Here is a 22,384-nt window from a genome sequence, read left to right on the forward strand (position 1 = left end):
AAACAAGACCTTGCGCCCTAAACCCAACACCCTGAACAAAAAAGAAAAATGAAATTCAATACAAAAGTCATACACGGCGGGCAACACCACGATGAAACGACAGGAGCTGTCATGCCGCCGGTTTATCAAACTTCAACTTATTTGCAGACCAGTCCGGGAAAACCGGTTGGCGATTATGAATACAGCCGTGCTGCGAATCCGACGAGAACGGCACTTGAAAATGCGTTGGCAAGCATTGAAAACGGAATGCGCGGACTCGCATTTTCCTCAGGATTGGCGGCAACAGATTGCTTGCTGAGATCTTTCAGGGCAGGCGATGAAGTCATTGCGATGGACGATCTTTACGGCGGAACTTACCGAATGTTTACAAGGATTTATAAAGACTTCGAAATCAAATTTCATTTTGTTGATATGAACGATTTGGACAAATTCCAGTCACTAATCAACGAAAATACGAAATTGGTCTGGGTGGAAACGCCTACAAATCCGCTGATGAAACTGGCTGACATCGAAGCGATTTCGAAAATCACAAAAGCTAAAAAAATTCTTTTTGCAGTTGACAATACCTTTGCAACACCTTATTTGCAAAAGCCACTCGATTTAGGCGCGGATATCGTCATGCATTCTGCTACGAAATATTTAGGCGGACATTCTGATGTAATTGCCGGCGCTTTGGTTGTTCGCGATGAATCTTTAGGAGAACAATTGCATTTTCAGCAATTCGCAACCGGAGCAACGCTTGGCCGATGGATTCGTTTTTGGTTTTAAGAGGCATCAAGACATTGTCGCTTCGTGTACAGCGCCATTGTGAAAATGGCGAAAAAGTGGTAGAATTCCTGAACAATCATCCAAAAATTAAGACGGTTTATTATCCGGGATTACCAAATCATCCATTCCATGAAATTGCGAAAAAGCAGATGAAAGGTTTCGGCGGAATGGTGTCGTTTACTTTCACTTCAGGCAAAAAAGAAGAAGCAATTGCTTTCCTTGAAAAACTCGAGGTTTTTACTTTGGCAGAATCTTTAGGCGGCGTAGAATCATTAGCAAATCATCCGGCTTTAATGACGCATGCTTCAATTCCGGAAGACAAAAGAAAAGAAATCGGTATTACTGATGATTTGGTGCGACTGAGCGTTGGCATTGAAGATATTGAAGATTTAATTGCTGATATTGAGCAGGCTTTGTCGTAAGTTTCAAAGGTGCAAAATTTCAGAGTTTCAAAATTGTCAATTGAAACGAATATATTCCATAAGTAAAAAATCCGCTAATGCGGATTTTTTTATACATAATTACATAATATGGCCAAAACTTTGAGTCTTTGCGACTTTGACTTTCTCCTATTGCAAATAATAAATATACCCGACATTAAACCAGACAATCCAGTCATTCGCGCGGTTTTCCGGATATTTTTCAGGGTTCGGATTGAGTCCGTCAACCCAGTTCGAGAAGTAATATTGCCACCTCAAGTCAAGTAGTAAATCAGATAGTGGTGCCAATTTATAACGGGTTCCTACGCTCCAGACGACTGACCAGACATTGCCGGCTTCAGTAGAATAACCATGTGGCCTTCCGTCAGAAGGATCGAGGTATTTTGGGAAAGTAGTCTGTGGAATTCCAAGTGGTCAGTAATTCTGAAGTTGCTGTCGGCACAAAATGGCTGTATTGTCCGCCAAGGCTGATATATGGGCCAAAACTTCCTGTTGTCGCAGTAAAATCACGAATACTCAAAGGGAAATATTCAATTTGCACGCCTGCATTGAAAAGCGTTGCCGAACCGCGCATCGCACGCAATTGTCGTACGCCTAAATCATTACTGTTTTTGTCAACCCATCTTCCGAAATGCTTCAATTCCGTCCTGTTCATCGAAAGTTCGGTACGGAATTTAAAGTGATCGTTGAAATAAGTTTCAGGAGTATAACAATTACATTGTGCCGTGTAAGAAAAGTTGAGATAGTGAACGATTCCGATGCCGAAACCCGTATTTCCGGCATTCGTCTTAAGGTCATGCCTTTCGCCATAATCAGACTGAAAAGCTACAGGGCCTGCAATTAATCCGACTTCGTGAGAGAAACCGCCGCGAAATTGTGCAGTGGCAATATTGGAAAAACCCAATACGGCAAGAAATACAAGGGCGTTTTTAAGCATTACTGAGGCTGTAAAGTTCAAATCCCGACAAAGATATAAAAACATCATTCACTTGAAAAATAAAATCTTAAATACTTATTTAGCTACGAAAATTATAATGTATTGGTTTAAAAACTTAGATTAAATACACTTTTTATCAATATTTCTTACCAAAAAGATAATTCTATTGCGGATATGCAAAAATTTTCTTTCAGTAAATTGCAGATGATGTATATTTGTATCCGCAAACGAAAACGTTTTCTTAAAACGTTAATAACTTAATAATCATGTCACAAAGTATTCAATCTTTTGTTGAAGCAGTTGCAAAAAGAAATGCAAATGAGCCTGAATTCATGCAGGCTGTACACGAAGTTGCTGAAACAGTAATCCCGTTTATCGAGGAAAATAAAAAATACCAGAACAAAATGCTTTTGGAGCGTATGGTCGAGGCCGAGCGCGTCATCTCTTTCCGTGTCGTATGGATTGACGATGCCGGAAATACGCAGGTAAACCGCGGTTACAGAATCCAGATGAACTCTGCAATCGGGCCTTACAAAGGCGGAATCCGTTTTCACCCTTCAGTAAATCTTTCGATTTTGAAATTCCTTGCTTTTGAGCAGACTTTCAAAAATTCATTGACGACTTTGCCAATGGGCGGAGGAAAAGGTGGCGCTGATTTTGATCCGAAAGGAAAATCAGACAACGAAGTAATGCGTTTCTGCCAGGCTTTCATGACTGAATTGTCGAAACACATCGGTGCTGATACCGACGTTCCTGCAGGAGATATCGGTGTCGGAGGAAGAGAAGTAGGTTACATGTTCGGACAATACAAAAGATTGCGCAATGAATTCACCGGCGTTTTAACCGGAAAAGGAATTTCTTTCGGAGGTTCTTTGATCCGTCCAGAAGCGACTGGTTACGGCGATGTTTATTTCGCACAATCGATGTTAGGCACTAAAGGCGACAGCTTCACCGGAAAAACCGTTGTGATTTCAGGTTCTGGAAACGTAGCGCAATATGCTGCTGAAAAAGCAACGCAATTGGGCGGAAAAGTTGTAACGCTTTCTGATTCTGCCGGTTATATCTATGATGCAGACGGAATCGATGCTGAAAAACTGGCTTTCGTAATGGAATTGAAAAACGAATTGCGCGGCCGTATCAGCGAATACGTAAACAAATATCCAAACGCAAAATACGTAGACGGAAAACGTCCGTGGGAAGTGAAATGTGATGTGGCTTTGCCATGTGCAACTCAAAACGAATTGGACGAAAACGAAGCGAAAATGCTTGTTGCCAACGGTTGTATCTGTGTGGCGGAAGGCGCTAACATGCCATCAACTCCAGAAGCTGTTACGGTTTTCCAGAATGCAAAAATCTTATTCGCGCCTGGAAAAGCGTCTAACGCCGGCGGTGTTGCAACTTCAGGTCTTGAAATGTCACAAAACTCATTGCGTTTGAGCTGGACTTCAGAAGAAGTTGATCAAAGATTAAAAGGAATTATGCTTGCGATCCACGCTTCATGTGTGAAATATGGTGCTGATTCGACTGGCCACGTTGATTACGTAAAAGGTGCGAATATCGCCGGTTTCGTAAAAGTTGCCGATGCGATGTTGGCGCAAGGTGTGGTTTAATCACTTTCAAAATAATTGAAAAGCCCTTCTTTCATCTGAAAAAAGGGCTTTTTTTATTTTTAATGAATTGACTTTGGTTTAACCAGATTCTATAAATTTACCGAAAGTTATATTTTGATTGACAACAAAAAAATTATTGTCGTTTTACCCGCCTATAACGCCGGAAAAACTTTAGAAAAAACGCATAATGAGATTCCGTTTGACATCGTCGATGAAGTGATTCTCGTTGATGACCACAGCCTCGACAACACCCATGAAGTTGCCAAAAACATAGGAATTGGCCATGTCGTGCATCACGAAAAGAACAAAGGCTACGGCGGCAACCAAAAAAGTTGCTACAAAGCAGCATTAGAAAACGGAGCAGACATTGTAATCATGCTGCATCCTGATTACCAATACACACCAAAACTCATCCACTCAATGGCTTATCTGATTGCGAATGATGTGTATCCGGTTGTGATTGGCTCGAGAATTTTAGGAAAAGGCGCCCTTAAGGGCGGAATGCCTATTTACAAATATATTGCGAACCGCTTCCTTACGCTTTCACAGAACATATTGATGAACCAAAAGCTCTCGGAATACCATACCGGTTACAGGGCTTATAGTAAGGAAGTTCTCGAAACAATCGACTTCGATAAAAATTCAGATGATTTTGTTTTCGACAACCAATTTCTGGCGCAGATATTTTACAAAGGCTTTGAAATTGCAGAAATCACCTGCCCGACAAAATATTTTGAAGAAGCGTCGTCTATCAATTTTAAAAGAAGTGTAAAATATGGTTTGGGCGTAGTGGCAACCTCATTGCAGTATTTCTTATCAAAAAACGGAATTTATAAATTTTCAATTTTCAGGTAATGAAAGCAGGCATTGTCAATCAGAAAAGTGCTTCAATGCTTATTTTTCTTTTCATCAATTTCATTTTTGCGCTTAAATATACCAGCCGATTTACTGATTATTACTGGCTTGTTTCGGTATTGGTTGTTGTATTTTATGCAATAATCTGGTATAAAAGGCAACTTTTTTCTCTACTGATTTCAAAAATAAAATATTCCAATTACTGGCTGTATGGTTTTTACATAATTGCCGCATTGTTACTGCTGTATTATATCCCGAAAGAAATGCTTAACGTTGATCGCTGGAGCGTAATCACTTCTTTTTGGGACAATTATTTTAAAGGAGAATATGTTTATTACGCCAAATCATTTGACGGCAATTATCCCGGGCCGATGCCGTTTTATTTTATTCTGGCGCTACCTTTTTATCTTATTGGCGAATTAGGGATTTTCTCGCTTTCGGGAATACTGCTTTTTGTTTTTCTGATGAAAAAATGCCGGATTGCGCAACGCGAAATTGCATTTTTGCTGACCGGAATTTCTCTTTTCTATCTTTGGGAATTGTGTTCCAGAAGCAACTTATTTGTCAACGGTTGCCTTGTTTTACTGTCGGTAGTTTATTTTTTTAAGTCGCATGGTAAATCTGCAAAAGCGAGTCTGATATTTGGCGTCATTATCGGATTATTGCTGTCAACGCGGAATGTTTTTGTGATTCCGTACATCGTCACATTTTTATTTGCGCTGAAGACAAATAAAATCGATTTTAAGAATATGATTTTCCTGGGTTTTATTGCGGTAATGACTTTTGGATTGACTTTTCTTCCTTTCATTTACGGGCATTTTGACGATTTTCTGAAAATGAATCCTTTCGTTATACAATCGTCGTTTTTGCTGCCGTTTAAATATACCTTGATGTTTATATTACTGGCAGCAGTTGTTGTCGCAGCATGCAAGAAAGAATCCGATATTTATTTTTATGCAGGATTGGTTTTGTTCCTCACCATCTTATTTCACCTGGCTTATACCATTTCAAAAACCAGTTTTGATGCGGCATTGTTCGGAAGTGAAGCCGACATATCTTATTTCATTCTTTGCACACCTTTTTTAATGTATCGGCTTTTTTTAACCGAAAATCCGGAATCGCCAACCTCATAAATCCGAAAATATCGCCTAATTATTATATGAAATTGAGATTAATCCCGTTTCATGGTATATTTGTACCTCAATTTATTTACAAATGAAAAATTACTGGCTGGTCTTTTTACTTTTCGGATGCCTGCAAGTCGGCTTCTCACAAAACAGCCTGCTCTGGAAAGGTTACTTTTCGTATAATGAAATCAAAGACATGTCGTCGTCGCCGGCAAAATTTATCGCAGCTTCGGAAAATGCTTTATTCTCCAGAAGCACAGCCACCAACGAAATCAAAACAGTCAATACGATTGACGGACTTCCGAGCCAGACCATATCTTCGGTTTATTACAGCGCGGCCTTCAACAAAACACTCGTCGGTTACGAAAACGGACTCATGATTGTCATCAATGAAAATGATGGGACAATGCGTACAGTCGTAGACATCATCAACAAACAGCTTCCGCCGAATATCAAGAAAATCAACCATTTCATGGAACACGAAGGGATTGTTTATATTTCGTGTGATTTCGGAATTGTACAATACAACCTGGCGACATTGCAGTTCGGCGACACTTATTTTATCGGCACCGGCGTTTCTGAAATCGTAATTACTCAGACTGCTTTTTTCGACGGATATATTTATGCCGCTTCTAACACCGATGGCATTAAGCGTGCTGCAATCGATAATCCGAATCTTATCGATGCCAATCAATGGCAACAAATAAACACAGGCGGATGGTCTGGTATCGAAGCGTTTGCAGGCGGGCTGTATGCATTCAACAATGACAATAGTTTCCTGAGTAAATTTAATGGAAGTTCTTTCAGCAATTACCGCCAAATTGGCGCTTATGCTTTAGATATGAGGGCGGCAGAAGATCGCCTCATCCTCACAACCGCCAATAAGGTATATTGTTATAATGAGCAATTCAGTCCGATAGAAATCAACGCCAGTCAGTTGCCGGAAATTACTGATGCGTTTTCATGTGCAACAGTAGTGGGCAATACGCTTTACATCGGAACAAATGAACATGGCGTAATAACTACTTCGCTTCAAAGCCCGGGCACTTTTCAATTCATAAGCCCTGACGGACCGTATAGAAACGCAATTTTCGGCATCAACGCCACTACACCTACACTTTGGGCGGTTTATGGCGGATATTCCCAAAGGTACAATCCGTATGCATACGCAGGGACATTACCCAATTCTTTTCCTGTAAGTAAGTTTTCAGAGCAGCAATGGACGGATATTCCGTATGACAATTTGTTCGGCGCAAAAGCATTGGTACATATTACCGTTAATCCCAATAATGAAAATGAATTGTATATCAGTTCTTTTTTTTCCGGATTGCTCAAAATTGAAAATGGAGAGCCGACAGTACTTTATAACACCACCAACAGCGGTCTTGAATCGTTATTTTTCGGAAGTCCGGATTACATTGACATAAGGATTAACGGAACTGCTTTTGACAAATCGGGCAACCTGTGGGTAACCAACAGCAATATTGAAAAGGGATTGAAAGTACTGAAATCAGGCAACCAATGGCAGTCTTTCTCAATGGCGAGTATTCTCGACGTTTCCTGGCGAAAACAGCTTTAACCGCATGGTTATTGATAAGAATGGCACCAAATGGATGGCAACAGACCACAACGGCCTTGTAGGATATAACGATGTTTTTAAGAAAGTCGCAGTCGGAACAGAAAACGGATCATTGCCCAACAAAGATGTCCGCGCTCTTGCCGTCGACAATCGCAACCAATTATGGATCGGTACCATTGAAGGATTGCGGGTAATGTCAAGTGTAGATGCCTTCCTCGGCGAGCAGGAGCCTGCAGGCTTATCCGGTGATTTTCCTGGATGAAGGCGGCGTCGCACAGGAATTGCTCAACGATCAGTTCATCACCGATATCGTTGTTGACGGCGCTAATAATAAATGGATTGCCACTGCTGAAGCCGGTGTGTTTCACGTCTCTTCGAACGGGCAACAGACTTTGCATCGCTTTACTTCGGCCAATTCACCTTTGCCAAGTAATGCGGTAAACGACATCGACATCAATCCGGTCACCGGCGAAGTTTTTTTCGCCACAGACAAAGGAATGGTTTCTTATAAAGGCGTATCGACCGGCGGCAAAAACGACCTGAACAGTGTACTCGTATATCCGAATCCCGTAAGGCCCGAATTTTCAGGAACCGTAAAAATAGCCAATCTGATTGACAAAGCCACGATAAAAATTACTGATATCGAAGGCAACCTCGTTTACGAAAAAGTAGCCGAAGGCGGAACCATCGAATGGGACACTACAGCTTTCGGCAAATACCGCGTCGCATCGGGCGTTTATATGATTTTTATATCTTCTGAAGACGGAACGCTTACGAAAGTGAAGAAAGTGATGATTATTCGTTAGGTTCAGGGTTTTGGGTTCAAGGTTCAGGTATTCCTGCGATTCTGAAACCCAGTACCCAGTATCCAGTACCCAGCACCATGAACATAAAAACCCGCGCCATAGTCCTTTCCGCACTAAAATACCAGGAAAAAAGCCTGATTGTAAAGTGCTTCACAGAATCTGACGGGTTGAAATCCTATTTTGTGCGCGATGCCTTTTCATCGAGAAAAACCAGCCAGAGAAATGCCTATTTCCAGCCGCTCACGATTTTAGAAATTGAAGCGGTTCATAAGAACAAAGGCACACTTGAATATTTTAGGGAGATTAAGATCAGCGCGCCTTTTCACTCCATTCACGCGGATATTGTCAAAAGCACCATCGTGATGTTCATTTCAGAAATATTGCATCATTCGATTCATGAAGAAGAAAAAAACGAGCATCTTTTCGCCTTTCTCGAAACCGCACTTACCCTGGCTCGACAACCACGACCAAATTGCCGATTTTCATTTGATTTTACTACTTGAAACTACCAAATATCTCGGTTTTTACCCCGATGTCTCGGAAATAAACCAGCCCTATTTTGAAATGACAGAAGGCGTTTTTTCGTCATTTCATGCGATAAGCTCGCTGTCTTCACCCGAAACAGAATTGCTGAAAAAACTCATCGGATTAAAATTCAGTGACAATCGCAAACTTTTCACTAATCCCGACCGCCAGCAGCTTTTGAAAATCCTAATTGATTATTACGCTTTTCATCTCGATGGCTTCAAACGGCCAAAATCCCTTGAAATTTTAAAAGAGGTTTTCTCTTAAAAAAGCTTCCACCCTTCCAAAGGCTGGAAGCTTTACAAAATATACCGTTAATTATCCAAAATTCCTTACTTTCGCAAATTGATTTTACAAAACGACAAAATGAGTACCCGATTTACTGAATATAAAGGACTTGACCTGCCGACGGTAGCGTCTGAAGTGCTTGATTTCTGGAAAAAAGAAAATATTTTCGAAAAGAGCGTCACCACTCGCGAAGGCAACCCGCCATACGTATTTTTTGAAGGCCCGCCTTCGGCCAACGGCTTACCCGGAATCCACCACGTTATGGCGCGCGCCATTAAGGATATTTTCTGCCGTTATAAAACCCAGAAAGGCTTTCAGGTAAAAAGAAAAGCCGGTTGGGATACACACGGATTGCCTGTTGAATTGGGTACCGAAAAGAACTCGGCATCACCAAAGAAGACATCGGGAAAACCATTTCCATTGAAGAATACAACGAAGCCTGCAAACGCACCGTGATGCGCTATACCGATGTGTGGAACGACCTCACCGAAAAAATGGGCTATTGGGTCGATATGGAAGATCCGTACGTGACCTACAAATCCAAATACATGGAGTCGGTTTGGTGGCTGTTGAAGCAGATTTACGACAAAGGATTGATGTACAAAGGCTACACCATACAGCCGTATTCACCGAAAGCCGGAACCGGATTGTCTTCACACGAAGTCAACCAGCCGGGCAGTTACCGCGATGTGACGGACACTACTATTGTCGCGCAATTCAAGACTTTGCCTGAAACGTTGCCGTCATTCTTACAAGGATTCGGTGATGTATATATTTTCAGCCTGGACGACCACACCCTGGACATTGCCTTCAAACACAGCGTTGACTGTCGACCGAAAATCGATTATGTATTGGTGAAAACCTTTAACCAATATACTTTCGAGCCGGTAAATGTTGTTTTGGCGAAAAATCTTGTCGGAAAGCAATTCGCCAAAGGATTTTTTGAAAGTAACGATGCTGCAGATTTTGATAATTTTAAATCAGGCGATAAAAATATTCCATATCAAATCTTAGCAGCATGCAAAGGAACTGATTTGGCAGAAATCCGCTACGAACAACTCCTGCCGTTCGTACTCCCATACCAAAATCCTGAAAATGCTTTTCGCGTCATCACAGGAGATTTTGTAACGACAGAGGACGGAACCGGAATCGTACACACCGCGCCGACCTTCGGTGCAGATGATGCGAAAGTTGCCAAAGAAGCCACGCCGGAAGTGCCGCCAATGCTGGTGCTGGATGAATACGGAAATCCCGTTCCGCTTGTAGATTTGCAAGGAAAATTCACTTCACACGTTGGTGAATATGCCGGGAAATATGTCAAAAATGAATATTACGACGCCGGAACCGCGCCGGAAAGATCAGTTGACGTAGAAATTTCTATCCGACTTAAAACAGAAAACCGCGCGTTCAAAGTTGAGAAATACGTGCACAGTTACCCGCACAGCTGGAGAACCGACGAGCCGCTTTTGTATTACCCGTTAGATTCGTGGTTCATTAAAATCACCGATGTTCGCGACAGGATGTTTGATTTGAACGACACCATCAACTGGAAACCGAAAGCCACCGGCGAAGGGCGTTTCGGAAATTGGCTGAAGAATGCCAATGACTGGAACCTTTCCCGTTCAAGATACTGGGGAATCCCGTTGCCAATCTGGAGAACTTCGGATAAACAGGAAGAAATCATCATCGGATCTGTAGCAGAATTATACGATGAAATCGAAAAATCAATCGCAGCAGGCATCCAGAAAGAAAATCCGTTCAAAGGTTTTGAAATTGGCAATATGTCTGAAGAAAATTATGATTTGGTCGATTTACATAAAAATGTAGTCGATGCAATTGTCCTTGTTTCGCCTTCGGGAAAACCAATGGAACGTGAAACCGACCTGATTGACGTTTGGTTCGATTCAGGCGCGATGCCGTATGCACAATGGCATTATCCTTTCGAAAACAAAGACAAAATCGATGAAAACAAAGATTTTCCTGCCGATTTTATCGCAGAAGGCGTTGACCAGACACGCGGTTGGTTTTATACTTTGCATGCCATTTCTACTTTGGTTTTCGATAAGATTTCCTATAAAAACGTCGTTTCAAACGGACTTGTCTTAGACAAAAACGGGCAGAAAATGTCAAAACGTCTCGGCAATGCCACAGATCCATTCGAAACCATTGCGGAATACGGTCGGATGCGACACGCTGGTACATGATCTCCAATGCGAATCCGTGGGACAATCTGAAATTCGATATTGAAGGAATCGCTGAGGTTCGCAGAAAATTCTTCGGGACACTTTACAATACCTATTCATTCTTTTCACTTTACGCCAACATCGACGGATTCACATACGCGGAAGCGGAAATCCCGTTAAATGAGCGCCCTGAAATCGACCAATGGATCATTTCAGAACTCAACACTTTAATCAAGGACGTCGATGCTTTCTACGCCGATTACGAGCCTACGAAAGCCACACGTGCCATTACCGATTTCGTTCAGGAAAACCTGAGCAACTGGTACGTGCGTTTGTGCCGCCGCCGTTTCTGGAAAGGCGACTATGCACAGGACAAGATTGCCGCTTACCAGACACTTTATACTTGTTTGATTACCGTAGCGAAATTAAGTGCGCCGGTCGCGCCATTCTTCATGGACAAGCTGTACCGCGATTTGACAAAAGCCACTAATTCTGAGGCATTTGAATCGGTTCACCTTGCGAAATTCCCTGAATTCGTTGAAAACTTTGTTAATAAATCGCTTGAGAGCAAAATGCAGAAAGCACAGACCATTTCGTCACTCGTTTTATCGCTTAGAAAGAAAGAGATGATCAAGGTGCGTCAACCGCTGCAAAAGGTAATGATTCCGGTGCTTGACGAGCAACAACGGACTGAAATTGAAGCCATTTCCGACCTCATAAAAGCGGAAGTTAACGTGAAAGAAGTGGCGCTTTTAGACGATGCTTCAGGGGTTTTGGTGAAACAAATAAAACCGAATTTCAAGGCACTCGGACCAGCGTTTTGGCAAAGATATGGGATTGATTTCCAAAGAGATACAAAACTTTACGCAAGAACAGATCGCACAGCTCGATAAAGAAGGCGAACTTTCGCTTGTTATTTCAGGAAATACTGTACTTTTAACTCAGGCTGATGTGGAAATCACATCGCAGGATATTGAAGGCTGGCTGGTTGCCAATGCCAATGGAATCACGGTGGCGCTCGACATCACCATTTCTGAAGAACTGAAAAATGAGGGCATCGCGAGGGAATTGGTCAACCGCATCCAGAACATCCGGAAAGACTCCGGTTTTGAGGTGACAGATAAGATAAAAGTGCAATTGCAGAAAAATGGCGCACTCGAACAAGCCATAAACGCAAATGCTGCGTATGTAAAGTCCGAAACACTAACCGAAGAACTGATTTTTGCCGACGAAGTTAACGGCACGGAAATTGAGTTTGACGACATAAAAACAAATATATTAATTACAAAATAGTATCACTATGGTAGATGAAGTTGCACGATACTCTGACGCTGATCTGGCGGAGTTCAAAGAAATTATCCTTAAAAAAATACAAAAAGCACAGTCTGATTTAGACCTTATAAAAAGCGCCTACATGAACGATTTGAACAACGGTACAGACGACACGTCGCCAACGTTCAAGGCTTTCGAGGAAGGCAGCGAAACAATGTCAAAAGAAGCGAATTCGCAACTGGCCATCCGTCAGGAGAAATTCATCCGCGACTTGAAAAACGCGCTTTTCCGTGTAGAGAACAAAACTTACGGTGTTTGTAAAGTAACCGGAAAGCTGATTGGCAAGGAAAGGTTAAAAATCGTTCCGCACGCTACGATGAGCATCGAGGCTAAAAACTTACAGAGATAAAAGCCTGACGGCAAATTTCAAATAACAAAAAATAAATTCCAAATGCTGCTTTTCCGGAAGCCAGGATTTGGAATTTGCTTTTTGGTATTTATTTGAAATTTGATATTTGTCTTTTGGAATTTAACTACATTTGCACTTCAAAATCAAAAAAATGTCATTAAAAAGAGCTTATCTCATCATATTCCTGATTTTATTGGTAGATCAGATTACGAAAATCTACATCAAAACGCATTTTCAATTGCAGGATGAGGTCAAAGTATTCGAATGGTTCCGGATTACATTCATCGAAAACAAGGGAATGGCCTGGGCACCGAAATTCCCGGAAATTACGGAAAACTGGCCTTACCCTGATTTAGAATCCTTGCCATTGGTGCCATTGGTTACTGGCTTTGGTCAGCAGTGAAAAGCAAAAGCTCGAATTATCTGATCGTTGCCGTTGCCCTTATATTCGCAGGGGCTACCGGAAATATCATCGATTCGATTTTTTATGGCATAATTTTTAATGACAGCCACCACCAGGTTGCAACCTTATTTTCACCCGATGCTTACGGTACGATTTTCCACGGAAATGTAGTCGATATGCTGTACTTCCCGTTTTTCGAGCCCGGTTGGCCGGAGTGGATGCCGGGCGTTGGCGGCGAGGAATTCAAGTTCTTCAATGCAATTTTCAATATTGCCGATATGGCGATTTCAACCGGTGTTGGGATTTTGATTGTTTTTAACAAAAGAGCTTTCGGAAAACCGGAATTAAAAGGTACTACTGAGGTTAGTGAAGACGCTGTCGGGTCACCGAGTTAATTAGAAAATGTGATAATTAGAAAATTAGATAATGTGTTGTATTGTCGATAATTTTCTCATTGACCTCATTTTCTCATTGACTCATTATCTAATTAAACTCCCAGATTTTCTCCGGCGTCACGCAATAATCCAACCGGATATCATTGTCGAAAATATCTTCAATCAAATCTTCTGCTTCATAAAAAGACAAGCCGATTTTGATTGCATCTGGTTTGCATTCTGAAAGAAATTTATCGTAAAACCCTTTGCCATAACCAACACGGTGCCCGATTTTATCAAAGGCCAGCAGCGGCACAAAAACCACATCGATTTTTGAAGATGGTACTTCAATTCCGTCAACGGGTTCAGGGATATTGTAATCGTTTTTCCTGATTTTCGTATTGTCGGTCAATAAATAATGAATCATTGCATGCGTTTTGAAATCGCTTTTCGAAACCACTATTTCTTTGTCTTTTCCGGATAAAAGGTGCAGTAAAAACTCGGTGTCGACTTCTTTCTGCTCTGCAATCGGAAGGAAAATATGGAAATACGTCTTCTCCCAAACCGGAAGTTTTAAAGCCTGATTGGCGATTGCGAGGCTTTTTTCTTCGATTTCGGTTTCTGAAAGCTGTTGCCGGAGTGATTTGTATTTTATGCGGAGATTTTTCTTATTCATTTTTTTTCAATTAGCGAATTAGATAATTAGCGAATTAGCGAATGTGCAGATTGCGTAAAAAGTATTGTCGTTCAGGGGTGGCATTCGCTAATTATCTAATTCGCTAATTATCTCATTAACCCCCGAAATATGATAAATCGCATCCCCCTCATAAACAATCGGAGACAGGTTCGCGTTAATGATATAACCGTCATTCGGCGCCTTCACTTTCTGCTGGAATTTCCCGAAAGGGTCAGTAATATAGCCCAAGACAAACCCTTTCGTGACAAAAGTACCAATCGTATTATGGTCATGAAATAATCCCGAGGTTTTGGCGCGGATCCACGCAGAACGCTCAATATAAATCGATTTGTGCTGCGGCTGCCCGGCCTTCAGTTTCGGGTTCAACATTCCTAAATAATCCAAAAGCCGCATCACGCCGGCGACACCTTCATCGGCAATGGCCATATTGATGTCGAGCGACTTCCCGCCTTCAAAAAGCAGCATTTTCACGTTGAGCTTTTCGCTTGAGCTGCGAAAGGAACCCGGAATATTTTTAGAATATAAAGTATAAGGCGCATTGAAAATATCAGCCAGCTTTTTAAGCTCAGGATTATTAGGCACGATGCGGATTTGCGGCGCATTGAAACGGCTCGCGCCACCGGCATGAAAGTCGACCGCATAATCAACCACCGGCATTATTTCTGTCAGGATGTGCCAGGCAAAACGGCTGGCGAGCGAGCCAGACTTGCTTCCGGGGAACACGCGGTTCAGATCCCTTCCGTCAGGAAAATCCCTTGATTTGTTGACAAAGCCGAACATATTGACAATCGGGATGCAAATGATCGTGCCGGTTTTTGGGCGGTTGACTTTATTCGTAATCAATTGCCGTACGATTTCAACCCCATTGATTTCATCACCATGGATGCCTGCCGAAAAAAGCACTACAGGCCCGTCTGTTTTTGACCTTTCGATGATGACCGGAATCTTAAGTTTGGTCGTCGTATGCAGTTTGGCGATTTCCATGTTGAGCGTCTTGCTTTCGCCCGGAAAGATCTCCTCGCCTAAAATCACAAGCGGCTTATATTTCGTTTTTGCCATTACTTAAGGATTTTTATCTTTTGATTTTTTACCCGTTTTTGGAAAAAATTGCCTGATTTCGGCTATTTTGTGTTCAAAGCCGGCTGAACCGCTCGTAAAGCGATTTCGGTACTGCACATACTTGTATTCAGAAAGCGCTGCTTTATAATTGTCATGATCGCGGAGTATCCGAATATCGAGCAACAATCCTTCAAGCGTCTTTACCATGCTAAGCATTTGCGCCGCCAGCTTGCGGTCTTTGTAATCGTTATGGAATTCGTGCCAGTCTACTTCAGGGGCACAATTCTCAGGCTGGTTTTCCTGAAAATCTTTTACCTTATCGATCAATAGTTCCTGCATCGGGCACCACTTTGCCGTATTTGCTGCGCTCTTTTGGACTAAGGTTAGCACTCATGCCTTCTAGATTAACAATTGCAAGCTGCAGTGCTTCAAAAATGACGGTCTTTTGCTCCTCATTGAAATGTGTGTTTCCTAAATTATCAAATGACATAGGCGAAAAGAATTAAATTCATCTATAAATAATTGAATTTCATTTAAATATAAATCTAAATTAATAAAATTTAAAATAAATCTGTTAATATTTTTATTTATTTTATAAAAGTTAAATCAAAATTAATTTATATTAATATGTTTTATATAAAAATATAAATTACAACTATATAAAAATATATAATTTTTATTAAAAAATAAATGATAATTATATATTTAGATTTGAATGTATATATCTTCAGAAACCTGCTATCGGAAAACTATATTTATAATTATCTTTGTAAAGCCGAAGCACAACCTATTCCTTCGGGTATCAAATTTCACCAATGGCTTCTCCAGAGTTATCCTTACAGATACAGACTTTACCCGACAAACCCGGCGTCTATCAGTATTATGATAAAGAGGATAAATTGTTGTATGTCGGCAAGGCGAAAAACCTCAAAAAGCGCGTTTCTTCCTATTTCAATAAAGTGCACGACAACGGCAAGACCAACGTCATGGTGCGCAAAATCGTCAACATCAAGCATATTGTCGTGGCGACGGAAGCTGAGGCGCTTTTGCTCGAAAATAACCTGATCAAAACGCACCAGCCACGGTATAACGTTTTGATGCGCGATGATAAAACCTATCCGTGGATTTGCATCAAGAAAGAACCGTTCCCGAGAATTTTCACTACACGAAGAATGATCAAAGATGGCTCGGAATATTACGGGCCGTTTTCAAGCTTCAAAACGATTTATACCATTTTGGATATGATTCGCGAGTTGTATCCGCTGCGTACCTGCAATTATGATCTGGCGCCGAAGAACATCGAAGCCGGAAAATTCAAGGTCTGCCTCGAATACCACATCGGCAATTGCAAAGGCCCGTGTGAAGGGCATGAGCCGGAAGAAAATTATATTACGCAGGTCAACGCCATCCGCGAAATCCTGAAAGGGAATTTCAAGGAAAGCATGCGCAACTTCAAGGCTGAAATGACCAAGCTGGCTTCGGAAATGCGTTATGAAGAAGCCCAGAAAATCAAGAATAAAATCGAAATCCTCGAAAATTACCAATCGCGTTCGATCGTTGCGAACACTAAAGTTTCTGACGTCGAGATATTTTCAATTGTTTCCGATGAAGCCGCGGCATTCGTCAATTTCCTGCAGATTGCCCACGGCGCCGTCGTGCGTTCGCATACCATCGAATTGAAAAAGAAACTCGACGAAACCGATAAAGAGCTTTTAGAACTCGCGATAGTAGAATTGCGCGAAAGATTCAATCTGCGCTCCAGGGAAATCGTCGTGCCGTTTGAAGTCGATTTGGGTGAAAATGTAAAAGTAACCGTGCCGCAATTAGGCGATAAAAAGCAGGTTTTGGAACTGTCTATCCGCAATGCGAAATACTTCAGGATCGGAGCAGATGAAGCAAATGCAGATTGTCGATCCCGACCGCCACACAAACCGCATCATGGCACAGATGAAGAAGGATTTGCGCCTTTCGGAAGAGCCGCGCCACATTGAATGTTTTGATAACTCGAACATCCAGGGCACCAATCCGGTCGCGGCGTGCGTTGTTTTTAAGGATGGAAAACCGAGTAAGAAGGATTACCGTCATTTCAACATCAAATCAGTTGAAGGCCCGAATGATTTCGCGTCGATGGAAGAAGTCGTTTACCGCCGTTACAAAAGATTATTAGACGAAAAAGAACCGCTGCCGCAACTCATCATCATCGACGGTGGAAAAGGGCAATTGTCATCCGCCTTAAAAAGCATCGACGATTTAGGCTTGCGCGGAAAAATCGCAATTATCGGTATCGCCAAAAGGCTCGAAGAATTGTTTTATCCGGGTGACAGCGTGCCGTTGTACCTCGACAAAAAATCGGAGACACTTAAAGTGATCCAGCAATTGCGGAATGAAGCGCACCGTTTCGGCATCACTTTTCATCGTGACAAAAGGAGCAAGGCGGCACTCAATTCTTCAGTAGAAAATATTCCCGGAATCGGCGAAAAAACCATGGTCACGCTCCTCAAGCATTTCAAATCTGTTAAAAGGCTGAAACTGGCGCCGGAAAGTGAAATTTCTGCCGTGGTCGGGCTTTCAAAAGCGAAAAAAATTACCGACTTTTACAAGGATAATAATTCAAAACCATAAATGGCAATATTTCAGGGGCGGAGGGATAGGATGCAGCGACAAAATTTGTTCCTGTATGCATTTCTGTTACTGGGAATTTTGCTGTTTTCCCCATTTATTTCCGCACAGGATTCCATCAAAAAACCAAAAATCGGGCTTGTACTCAGCGGTGGCGGTGCCAAAGGTTTTGCACATATCGGCGTTTTAAAGGTTTTGGAGGCGGCCGGCATCAAGATCGATTACATCGGTGGGACAAGCATGGGTGCGGTCGTTGGCGGTCTGTATGCCTCGGGATGGAATGCGGCTCAGATCGATTCGATTTTCCAGACGACAGATTTTGACGAATTGCTGCGGGATTATATTCCGCGTTCCTCGAAGAATTTTTTCGAAAAGCGCAATGATGAATTGTATGCGCTTTCGTTGCCTTTTGCGAAATTCCGTCTTGGTATTCCGACGGCTTATTCCAAAGGCATGTACAACTACAACCTTTTGGCTAAACTGACGCATAAAGTGCGCCACATCCGCAATTTTAATGAACTTCCGATTCCGTTTTTATGTGTTGCAACCGACATCGAAACCGGCGAAGAAGTCATTCTGGACAATGGTTACCTCGCACAGGCGATGCTGGCGAGTTCTGCTTTCCCGAGTTTGTTTTCACCTGTTGAAGTCAACGGCAGGTTGCTGGTTGACGGCGGCGTGACGAACAATTATCCGGTGGATGAAATCAGGTCTTTGGGTGCAGATATTATCATCGGTGTTGATGTTCAGGACGATCTGAAGGACAGGAAAGGCCTCAAAGATGCCACGCGGATTCTGGTGCAGATATCAAACCTGCAGATGATCGAGAAGATGAAGCAGAAGGTGAAGAAAACCGATATTTATATCAAACCCGACATCAGCGATTTTAATGTCATTTCGTTTGACGACGGGCAGGCCATCATCAAAAAAGGCGAAGAAGCGACTTTCGCAGTCTATGAAAAAATAAAGGATTTGGTTGAAAAGACCGGCGAATCACACCGCGAACCTTTTAAAGTAACCAACGACAGCCTCAACATCAAAAAAATCAATATCGATAAACTCAGCAGCTACACAAGGTCTTATGTGATTGGGAAATTGCGGTTCAAGCAGGATAGCGAGATTTGTTATGATGATTTGAAAAACGGCATCAACAACCTGAGTGCGACGCAAAACTTCAGTGCCATCAGTTATTCGCTTGAAAAAAACGATGGCGGCGACGATCTGAAATTGCATCTTACGGAAAATAAACTCAAGACTTTCCTCAAATTCGGCTTGCACTACGACGGACTTTACAAGAGCGCGATTTTGGTAAATCTTACCAATAAAAATACATTTCTGAAAAATGACGTAGCGTCACTTGATATGATTTTAGGTGATAATCTCCGGTATAATTTTGATTATTATATCGACAATGGGTTTTACCTGAGTTACGGATTTAAGTCGAAATACAACAGTTTCAACCGCAATATATCGACTGATTTTAAAGATGGCGCGTTATTGGAATTGCTGAATATCAATTCTATCAACGTTGATTTTACCGATTTTACGAACCAGGCCTACATGCAGACGATTTTTGCAGAGAAATACCTCATTGGCGCCGGATTGGAATACAAATACCTCAAAATCAAATCGCAGACGCTGCAAAATACGGCCCGATTTTTGAAATGAGTGATTACTGGAGCGCTTTCGGATATTACAGGATTGATACTTTTGACAATAAATATTTCCCGAATAAAGGGTGGACGTTTTGCGGAGATTTCCAGAGTTACCTTTTTTCTACAGATTATACCAATACTTTCGAGCCATTTTCGGTTGCCAAAAGCAATGTGGGGTATGCCAAGACGATTTTCAGGAAACTAACTTTCAGGGTTGATGCCGAAGCCGGATTTGCGCTTGGAAAACGGAGTATCGATTTTTTTAATTTCATTCTCGGCGGTTATGGTTTTAATGAAATCAATAATATCAAGCCTTTTTATGGCTATGATTTCCTGAGCCTTTCGGCAGACAGTTACATCAAAACAACTTTCACGGTCGACTACGAATTTTTGAGGAAACACCACCTGAATTTTGCCGCTAACTACGCTAATATGGGTGACAATCTTTTTGGTGATACCGATTGGATTTCTAAACCTTCTTACAGCGGATATGCCATCGGTTACGGACTCGAAACGATTATCGGTTAGGCAGAAGTGAAATATACCTGGTCACCTGAGTTGAATCGGGGATTTACCTGGTTTAGCGTAGGGTTTTGGTTTTAGGAAGAGAAAAGACCGCTTCGCTGAAAGAATCAAGACCGCTTCGCTGAAAGACTTTATAGCAAAATCTACCAAAATACCATTTTTTCCTGGGAAAATCTTTTGTGTCTTTCATCTTACAGCGAAGCGATCCTGCAGTGCAACGGTCTCACAGCGAAGCGGTCTTTCTTCTCTTTTCAACAATAAATTCCCTTCTATTTAAAAAAAACGATATATTTGGATGCTATTAACCAATTTAAAATAGGAATATGTCTATTTGGAGAAGAAAACCATTAAATCAATTACTTGAAGAAGCTTCTGATTCTGAGAAAGGATTGAAGAAAACATTGTCGGCGACAGGACTTGTTGCCCTTGGTGTTGGAGCCATTATCGGAGCCGGATTATTTTCAATTACCGGAATGGCAGCTGCTACGAATGCGGTGTCCTCGCCATTACCATTTCATTTTTGGTCGCGGCATTAGGTTGCATTTTTGCGGGCTTGTGTTATGCCGAATTTTCATCAATGATTCCGGTGGCAGGAAGTGCCTATACTTATTCCTTTGCAACAATGGGTGAATTTGTAGCCTGGATAATTGGTTGGGATTTGGTTCTCGAATATGCTGTTGGTGCCGCAACCGTTTCTATAAGTTGGTCACGTTATTTAGGAAAATTCCTTCACGGTTATGGGATCGATTTGCCGGATAATTTTATGCTTTCTCCTTTCGAAGGCGGAATTATTAACGTTCCTGCGGTACTCATTGTAATGATTATGTCATTGATATTAATACGCAGAACCAGAGAATCTGCTTTCGTAAACGGTATAATAGTTCTATTGAAGGTCAGTGTTGTATTAGTTTTCATTGCGGTGGGCTGGCAATATATTAAACCCGAAAACTACCACCCTTATATTCCGGATAATACAGGGGAATTTGGCGCATTTGGATTTTCAGGAATAATCAGGGCGGCTGCCATCGTATTTTTTGCATATATTGGTTTTGACGCCGTTTCGACTGCAGCGCAGGAAGCGAAAAACCCAAAGCGTGATATGCCAATCGGGATATTGCTTTCACTGGGAATCTGTACTGTTTTATATATTCTGTTCGCTCACGTCATGACAGGTGTTGTCAACTATCAGGCTTTTGCCGGAAAAGATGGAATAGCACCTGTAGCAATTGCCGTAGAAGCAATGGGAACTACCGGGGCGGATGGTATGATTACGCCTGCTTATCCATGGCTTAATAATGCTATTTTATTGGCGATTTTAGGAGGTTATGCATCTGTAATTCTTGTTATGCTTATGGGGCAAAGCCGCGTTTTCTTCTCCATGAGTAAGGACGGATTGATGCCAAAAGTTTTTTCAGAAGTACATTCGAAATTCCGAACTCCGGCAAAAAATAATTTGCTATTCATGGTATTAGTTAGTGCGTTTGCTGCATTTGTGCCAGCTCGAGTGGTTGGTGAAATGACGAGTATCGGAACACTGTTTGCATTTATCTTGGTATGTATTGGGGTGTTGATAATGCGCAAGAAAATGCCTGAAGCACCGCGCGCTTTCAGAACGCCGTTGGTTCCAATTGTTCCGATTCTAGGTGTTGGGGTGTGTCTGTTTATGATGGTTTTCCTTCCTTTAGATACTTGGATTCGTTTAATTGTATGGATGATGATCGGATTTGATTTCTATTTATTCTACGGAATGAAAAACAGTATCCTGAACAAAGGAAACTTTAACTTTGACAGCTATAAAGTTGTTGCAGGATCAGGTTTAGGAATGGTTTTGGCGTTGGTAGTAGTAGCTTTCGTACATCATTCTGATCCCGCTGTTGATGACCACTTTCTATATTACTTCTCATTGATATTTGCAGCTTTACATGCATTTGTATATGCGTTTAGCTTTAAGAAGGCAAAACAAGCATAAATCATAATATAAAAGTAAAAAGGGATTAAGGCTTTTGTAAGTTTTAATCCCTTTTTACTTTTATAAATATTTCCCAACAAACCGCCTCAAAAATTAAATTTTTCCGATATTTGTGTATGGTTATGAATAAAAAATGGACGGGCTTATTAAGCATGCTGAAGTTCCTCATCAAGAGAAATCCTGAATGAAGCGCAATCAGATAATTAGTCAATTAGAAAATGAGCTAATTATCTGCAGTTAGGATTCAGCCATTTTCTAATTATCTAATTTTCAAATTATCTAAT

General features: G+C 41.6%; 15 protein-coding genes and 7 pseudogenes. 17 read left to right on the forward strand and 5 right to left on the reverse strand.

Annotation, left to right across the window (positions count from 1 at the left end; genetic code table 11):
* The first annotated feature begins 48 nt into the window (after positions 1-48).
* Positions 49-1,190 (forward strand): annotated as a pseudogene (locus ACSLFW_RS04395) (cystathionine gamma-synthase).
* A gap of 147 nt (positions 1,191-1,337) precedes the next feature.
* Here the strand turns inward: ACSLFW_RS04395 and ACSLFW_RS04400 are convergent.
* A pseudogene (locus ACSLFW_RS04400) lies at positions 1,338-2,145 on the reverse strand (THC0290_0291 family protein).
* Between the two features lie 266 nt (positions 2,146-2,411).
* Between ACSLFW_RS04400 and gdhA the strand changes: the two are divergent.
* The 12 genes and pseudogenes from gdhA to ACSLFW_RS04460 all read left to right on the forward strand — a co-directional run bounded on the left by gdhA (position 2,412) and on the right by ACSLFW_RS04460 (position 13,597).
* Positions 2,412-3,755 (forward strand): NADP-specific glutamate dehydrogenase, encoded by a 1,344-nt coding sequence (gdhA, locus tag ACSLFW_RS04405; RefSeq protein ID WP_436554795.1) that lies wholly within the window; start codon positions 2,412-2,414, stop codon positions 3,753-3,755.
* A 114-nt stretch (positions 3,756-3,869) separates the two neighbouring features.
* Positions 3,870-4,610 (forward strand): glycosyltransferase family 2 protein, encoded by a 741-nt coding sequence (locus tag ACSLFW_RS04410; RefSeq protein WP_436554796.1) that lies wholly within the window; start codon positions 3,870-3,872, stop codon positions 4,608-4,610.
* The gene (locus tag ACSLFW_RS04415) at positions 4,610-5,743 is read left to right on the forward strand and encodes a hypothetical protein (RefSeq protein WP_436554797.1); all 1,134 of its coding nucleotides are present in this window, start codon (positions 4,610-4,612) and stop codon (positions 5,741-5,743) included. The genes ACSLFW_RS04410 and ACSLFW_RS04415 overlap by 1 nt, the downstream gene beginning before the upstream one ends.
* Before the next feature lie 82 nt (positions 5,744-5,825).
* Positions 5,826-7,316: a hypothetical protein gene (locus ACSLFW_RS04420; protein ID WP_436554798.1), complete on the forward strand. Its 1,491-nt coding sequence runs from the start codon at positions 5,826-5,828 to the stop codon at positions 7,314-7,316.
* 4 nt (positions 7,317-7,320) lie between these two features.
* Positions 7,321-7,578 (forward strand): two-component regulator propeller domain-containing protein, encoded by a 258-nt coding sequence (locus ACSLFW_RS04425; protein ID WP_436554799.1) that lies wholly within the window; start codon positions 7,321-7,323, stop codon positions 7,576-7,578.
* Positions 7,523-8,122 (forward strand): T9SS type A sorting domain-containing protein, encoded by a 600-nt coding sequence (locus ACSLFW_RS04430; RefSeq protein WP_436554800.1) that lies wholly within the window; start codon positions 7,523-7,525, stop codon positions 8,120-8,122. The genes ACSLFW_RS04425 and ACSLFW_RS04430 overlap by 56 nt, the downstream gene beginning before the upstream one ends.
* 77 nt (positions 8,123-8,199) lie before the next feature.
* Positions 8,200-8,914 (forward strand): annotated as a pseudogene (gene recO / locus ACSLFW_RS04435) (DNA repair protein RecO).
* A gap of 99 nt (positions 8,915-9,013) precedes the next feature.
* A pseudogene (gene ileS / locus ACSLFW_RS04440) lies at positions 9,014-11,139 on the forward strand (isoleucine--tRNA ligase).
* Complete coding sequence (locus ACSLFW_RS04445) at positions 11,136-12,011, forward strand: class I tRNA ligase family protein (protein WP_436554801.1); 876 nt, start codon at positions 11,136-11,138, stop codon at positions 12,009-12,011. The pseudogene ileS and the gene ACSLFW_RS04445 overlap by 4 nt, the downstream one beginning before the upstream one ends.
* A complete protein-coding gene (locus ACSLFW_RS04450) occupies positions 11,956-12,411 on the forward strand; it encodes a DUF5915 domain-containing protein (RefSeq protein ID WP_436554802.1) in 456 nt (151 codons plus the stop codon). Before ACSLFW_RS04445 ends, ACSLFW_RS04450 begins: the two co-directional genes overlap by 56 nt.
* 7 nt (positions 12,412-12,418) lie before the next feature.
* The gene (locus ACSLFW_RS04455) at positions 12,419-12,799 is read left to right on the forward strand and encodes a TraR/DksA family transcriptional regulator (protein ID WP_436554803.1); all 381 of its coding nucleotides are present in this window, start codon (positions 12,419-12,421) and stop codon (positions 12,797-12,799) included.
* Positions 12,800-12,950: 151 nt separating this feature from the next.
* Positions 12,951-13,597: pseudogene (locus ACSLFW_RS04460) on the forward strand (lipoprotein signal peptidase).
* 88 nt (positions 13,598-13,685) lie between these two features.
* Here the strand turns inward: ACSLFW_RS04460 and ACSLFW_RS04465 are convergent.
* The 4 genes from ACSLFW_RS04465 to ACSLFW_RS04480 all read right to left on the reverse strand — a co-directional run bounded on the left by ACSLFW_RS04465 (position 13,686) and on the right by ACSLFW_RS04480 (position 15,822).
* Positions 13,686-14,252, reverse strand: coding sequence for a 5-formyltetrahydrofolate cyclo-ligase (locus ACSLFW_RS04465; RefSeq protein ID WP_436554804.1), 567 nt, complete (start codon positions 14,250-14,252; stop codon positions 13,686-13,688).
* Between the two features lie 87 nt (positions 14,253-14,339).
* Entirely contained in the window at positions 14,340-15,332 is a 993-nt protein-coding gene (locus tag ACSLFW_RS04470) for a succinylglutamate desuccinylase/aspartoacylase family protein (RefSeq protein WP_436554805.1), read from the reverse strand.
* Positions 15,333-15,335: 3 nt separating this feature from the next.
* Positions 15,336-15,671 (reverse strand): hypothetical protein, encoded by a 336-nt coding sequence (locus ACSLFW_RS04475; protein WP_436554806.1) that lies wholly within the window; start codon positions 15,669-15,671, stop codon positions 15,336-15,338.
* A complete protein-coding gene (locus ACSLFW_RS04480; RefSeq protein WP_436554807.1) occupies positions 15,649-15,822 on the reverse strand; it encodes a hypothetical protein in 174 nt (57 codons plus the stop codon). The genes ACSLFW_RS04475 and ACSLFW_RS04480 overlap by 23 nt, the downstream gene beginning before the upstream one ends.
* 325 nt (positions 15,823-16,147) lie before the next feature.
* On the opposite strand from ACSLFW_RS04480, the pseudogene uvrC reads away from it, so the two are divergent.
* The 4 genes and pseudogenes from uvrC (at position 16,148) to ACSLFW_RS04500 (ending at position 22,100) form a co-directional block, all read left to right on the forward strand.
* Positions 16,148-17,954 (forward strand): annotated as a pseudogene (gene uvrC, locus ACSLFW_RS04485) (excinuclease ABC subunit UvrC).
* A 30-nt stretch (positions 17,955-17,984) separates the two neighbouring features.
* Positions 17,985-20,209: pseudogene (locus tag ACSLFW_RS04490) on the forward strand (patatin-like phospholipase family protein).
* A 245-nt stretch (positions 20,210-20,454) separates the two neighbouring features.
* Complete coding sequence (locus ACSLFW_RS04495) at positions 20,455-20,667, forward strand: hypothetical protein (protein ID WP_436554808.1); 213 nt, start codon at positions 20,455-20,457, stop codon at positions 20,665-20,667.
* Complete coding sequence (locus ACSLFW_RS04500; RefSeq protein WP_436554809.1) at positions 20,652-22,100, forward strand: amino acid permease; 1,449 nt, start codon at positions 20,652-20,654, stop codon at positions 22,098-22,100. The genes ACSLFW_RS04495 and ACSLFW_RS04500 overlap by 16 nt, the downstream gene beginning before the upstream one ends.
* Positions 22,101-22,384: the final 284 nt, after the last annotated feature.

The sequence above is a fragment of the Flavobacterium sp. 3HN19-14 genome, from assembly GCF_051373205.1.
GTDB lineage: Bacteria > Bacteroidota > Bacteroidia > Flavobacteriales > Flavobacteriaceae > Flavobacterium.

Excerpts from the sequence above, each read along its gene's own strand:
- ACSLFW_RS04465 (WP_436554804.1), bottom strand. The coding sequence starts at position 14,252 with ATGAATAAGAAAAATCTCCGCATAAAATACAAATCACTCCGGCAACAG.
- ACSLFW_RS04430 (WP_436554800.1), top strand. The coding sequence starts at position 7,523 with ATGCCTTCCTCGGCGAGCAGGAGCCTGCAGGCTTATCCGGTGATTTTC.
- ACSLFW_RS04495 (WP_436554808.1), top strand. The coding sequence starts at position 20,455 with ATGTCTATTTGGAGAAGAAAACCATTAAATCAATTACTTGAAGAAGCT.
- ACSLFW_RS04470 (WP_436554805.1), bottom strand. The coding sequence starts at position 15,332 with ATGGCAAAAACGAAATATAAGCCGCTTGTGATTTTAGGCGAGGAGATC.
- ACSLFW_RS04480 (WP_436554807.1), bottom strand. The coding sequence starts at position 15,822 with ATGTCATTTGATAATTTAGGAAACACACATTTCAATGAGGAGCAAAAG.
- ACSLFW_RS04420 (WP_436554798.1), top strand. The coding sequence starts at position 5,826 with ATGAAAAATTACTGGCTGGTCTTTTTACTTTTCGGATGCCTGCAAGTC.
- ACSLFW_RS04425 (WP_436554799.1), top strand. The coding sequence starts at position 7,321 with ATGGTTATTGATAAGAATGGCACCAAATGGATGGCAACAGACCACAAC.
- ACSLFW_RS04445 (WP_436554801.1), top strand. The coding sequence starts at position 11,136 with ATGATCTCCAATGCGAATCCGTGGGACAATCTGAAATTCGATATTGAA.
- gdhA (WP_436554795.1), top strand. The coding sequence starts at position 2,412 with ATGTCACAAAGTATTCAATCTTTTGTTGAAGCAGTTGCAAAAAGAAAT.
- ACSLFW_RS04455 (WP_436554803.1), top strand. The coding sequence starts at position 12,419 with ATGGTAGATGAAGTTGCACGATACTCTGACGCTGATCTGGCGGAGTTC.
- ACSLFW_RS04475 (WP_436554806.1), bottom strand. The coding sequence starts at position 15,671 with ATGCAGGAACTATTGATCGATAAGGTAAAAGATTTTCAGGAAAACCAG.
- ACSLFW_RS04415 (WP_436554797.1), top strand. The coding sequence starts at position 4,610 with ATGAAAGCAGGCATTGTCAATCAGAAAAGTGCTTCAATGCTTATTTTT.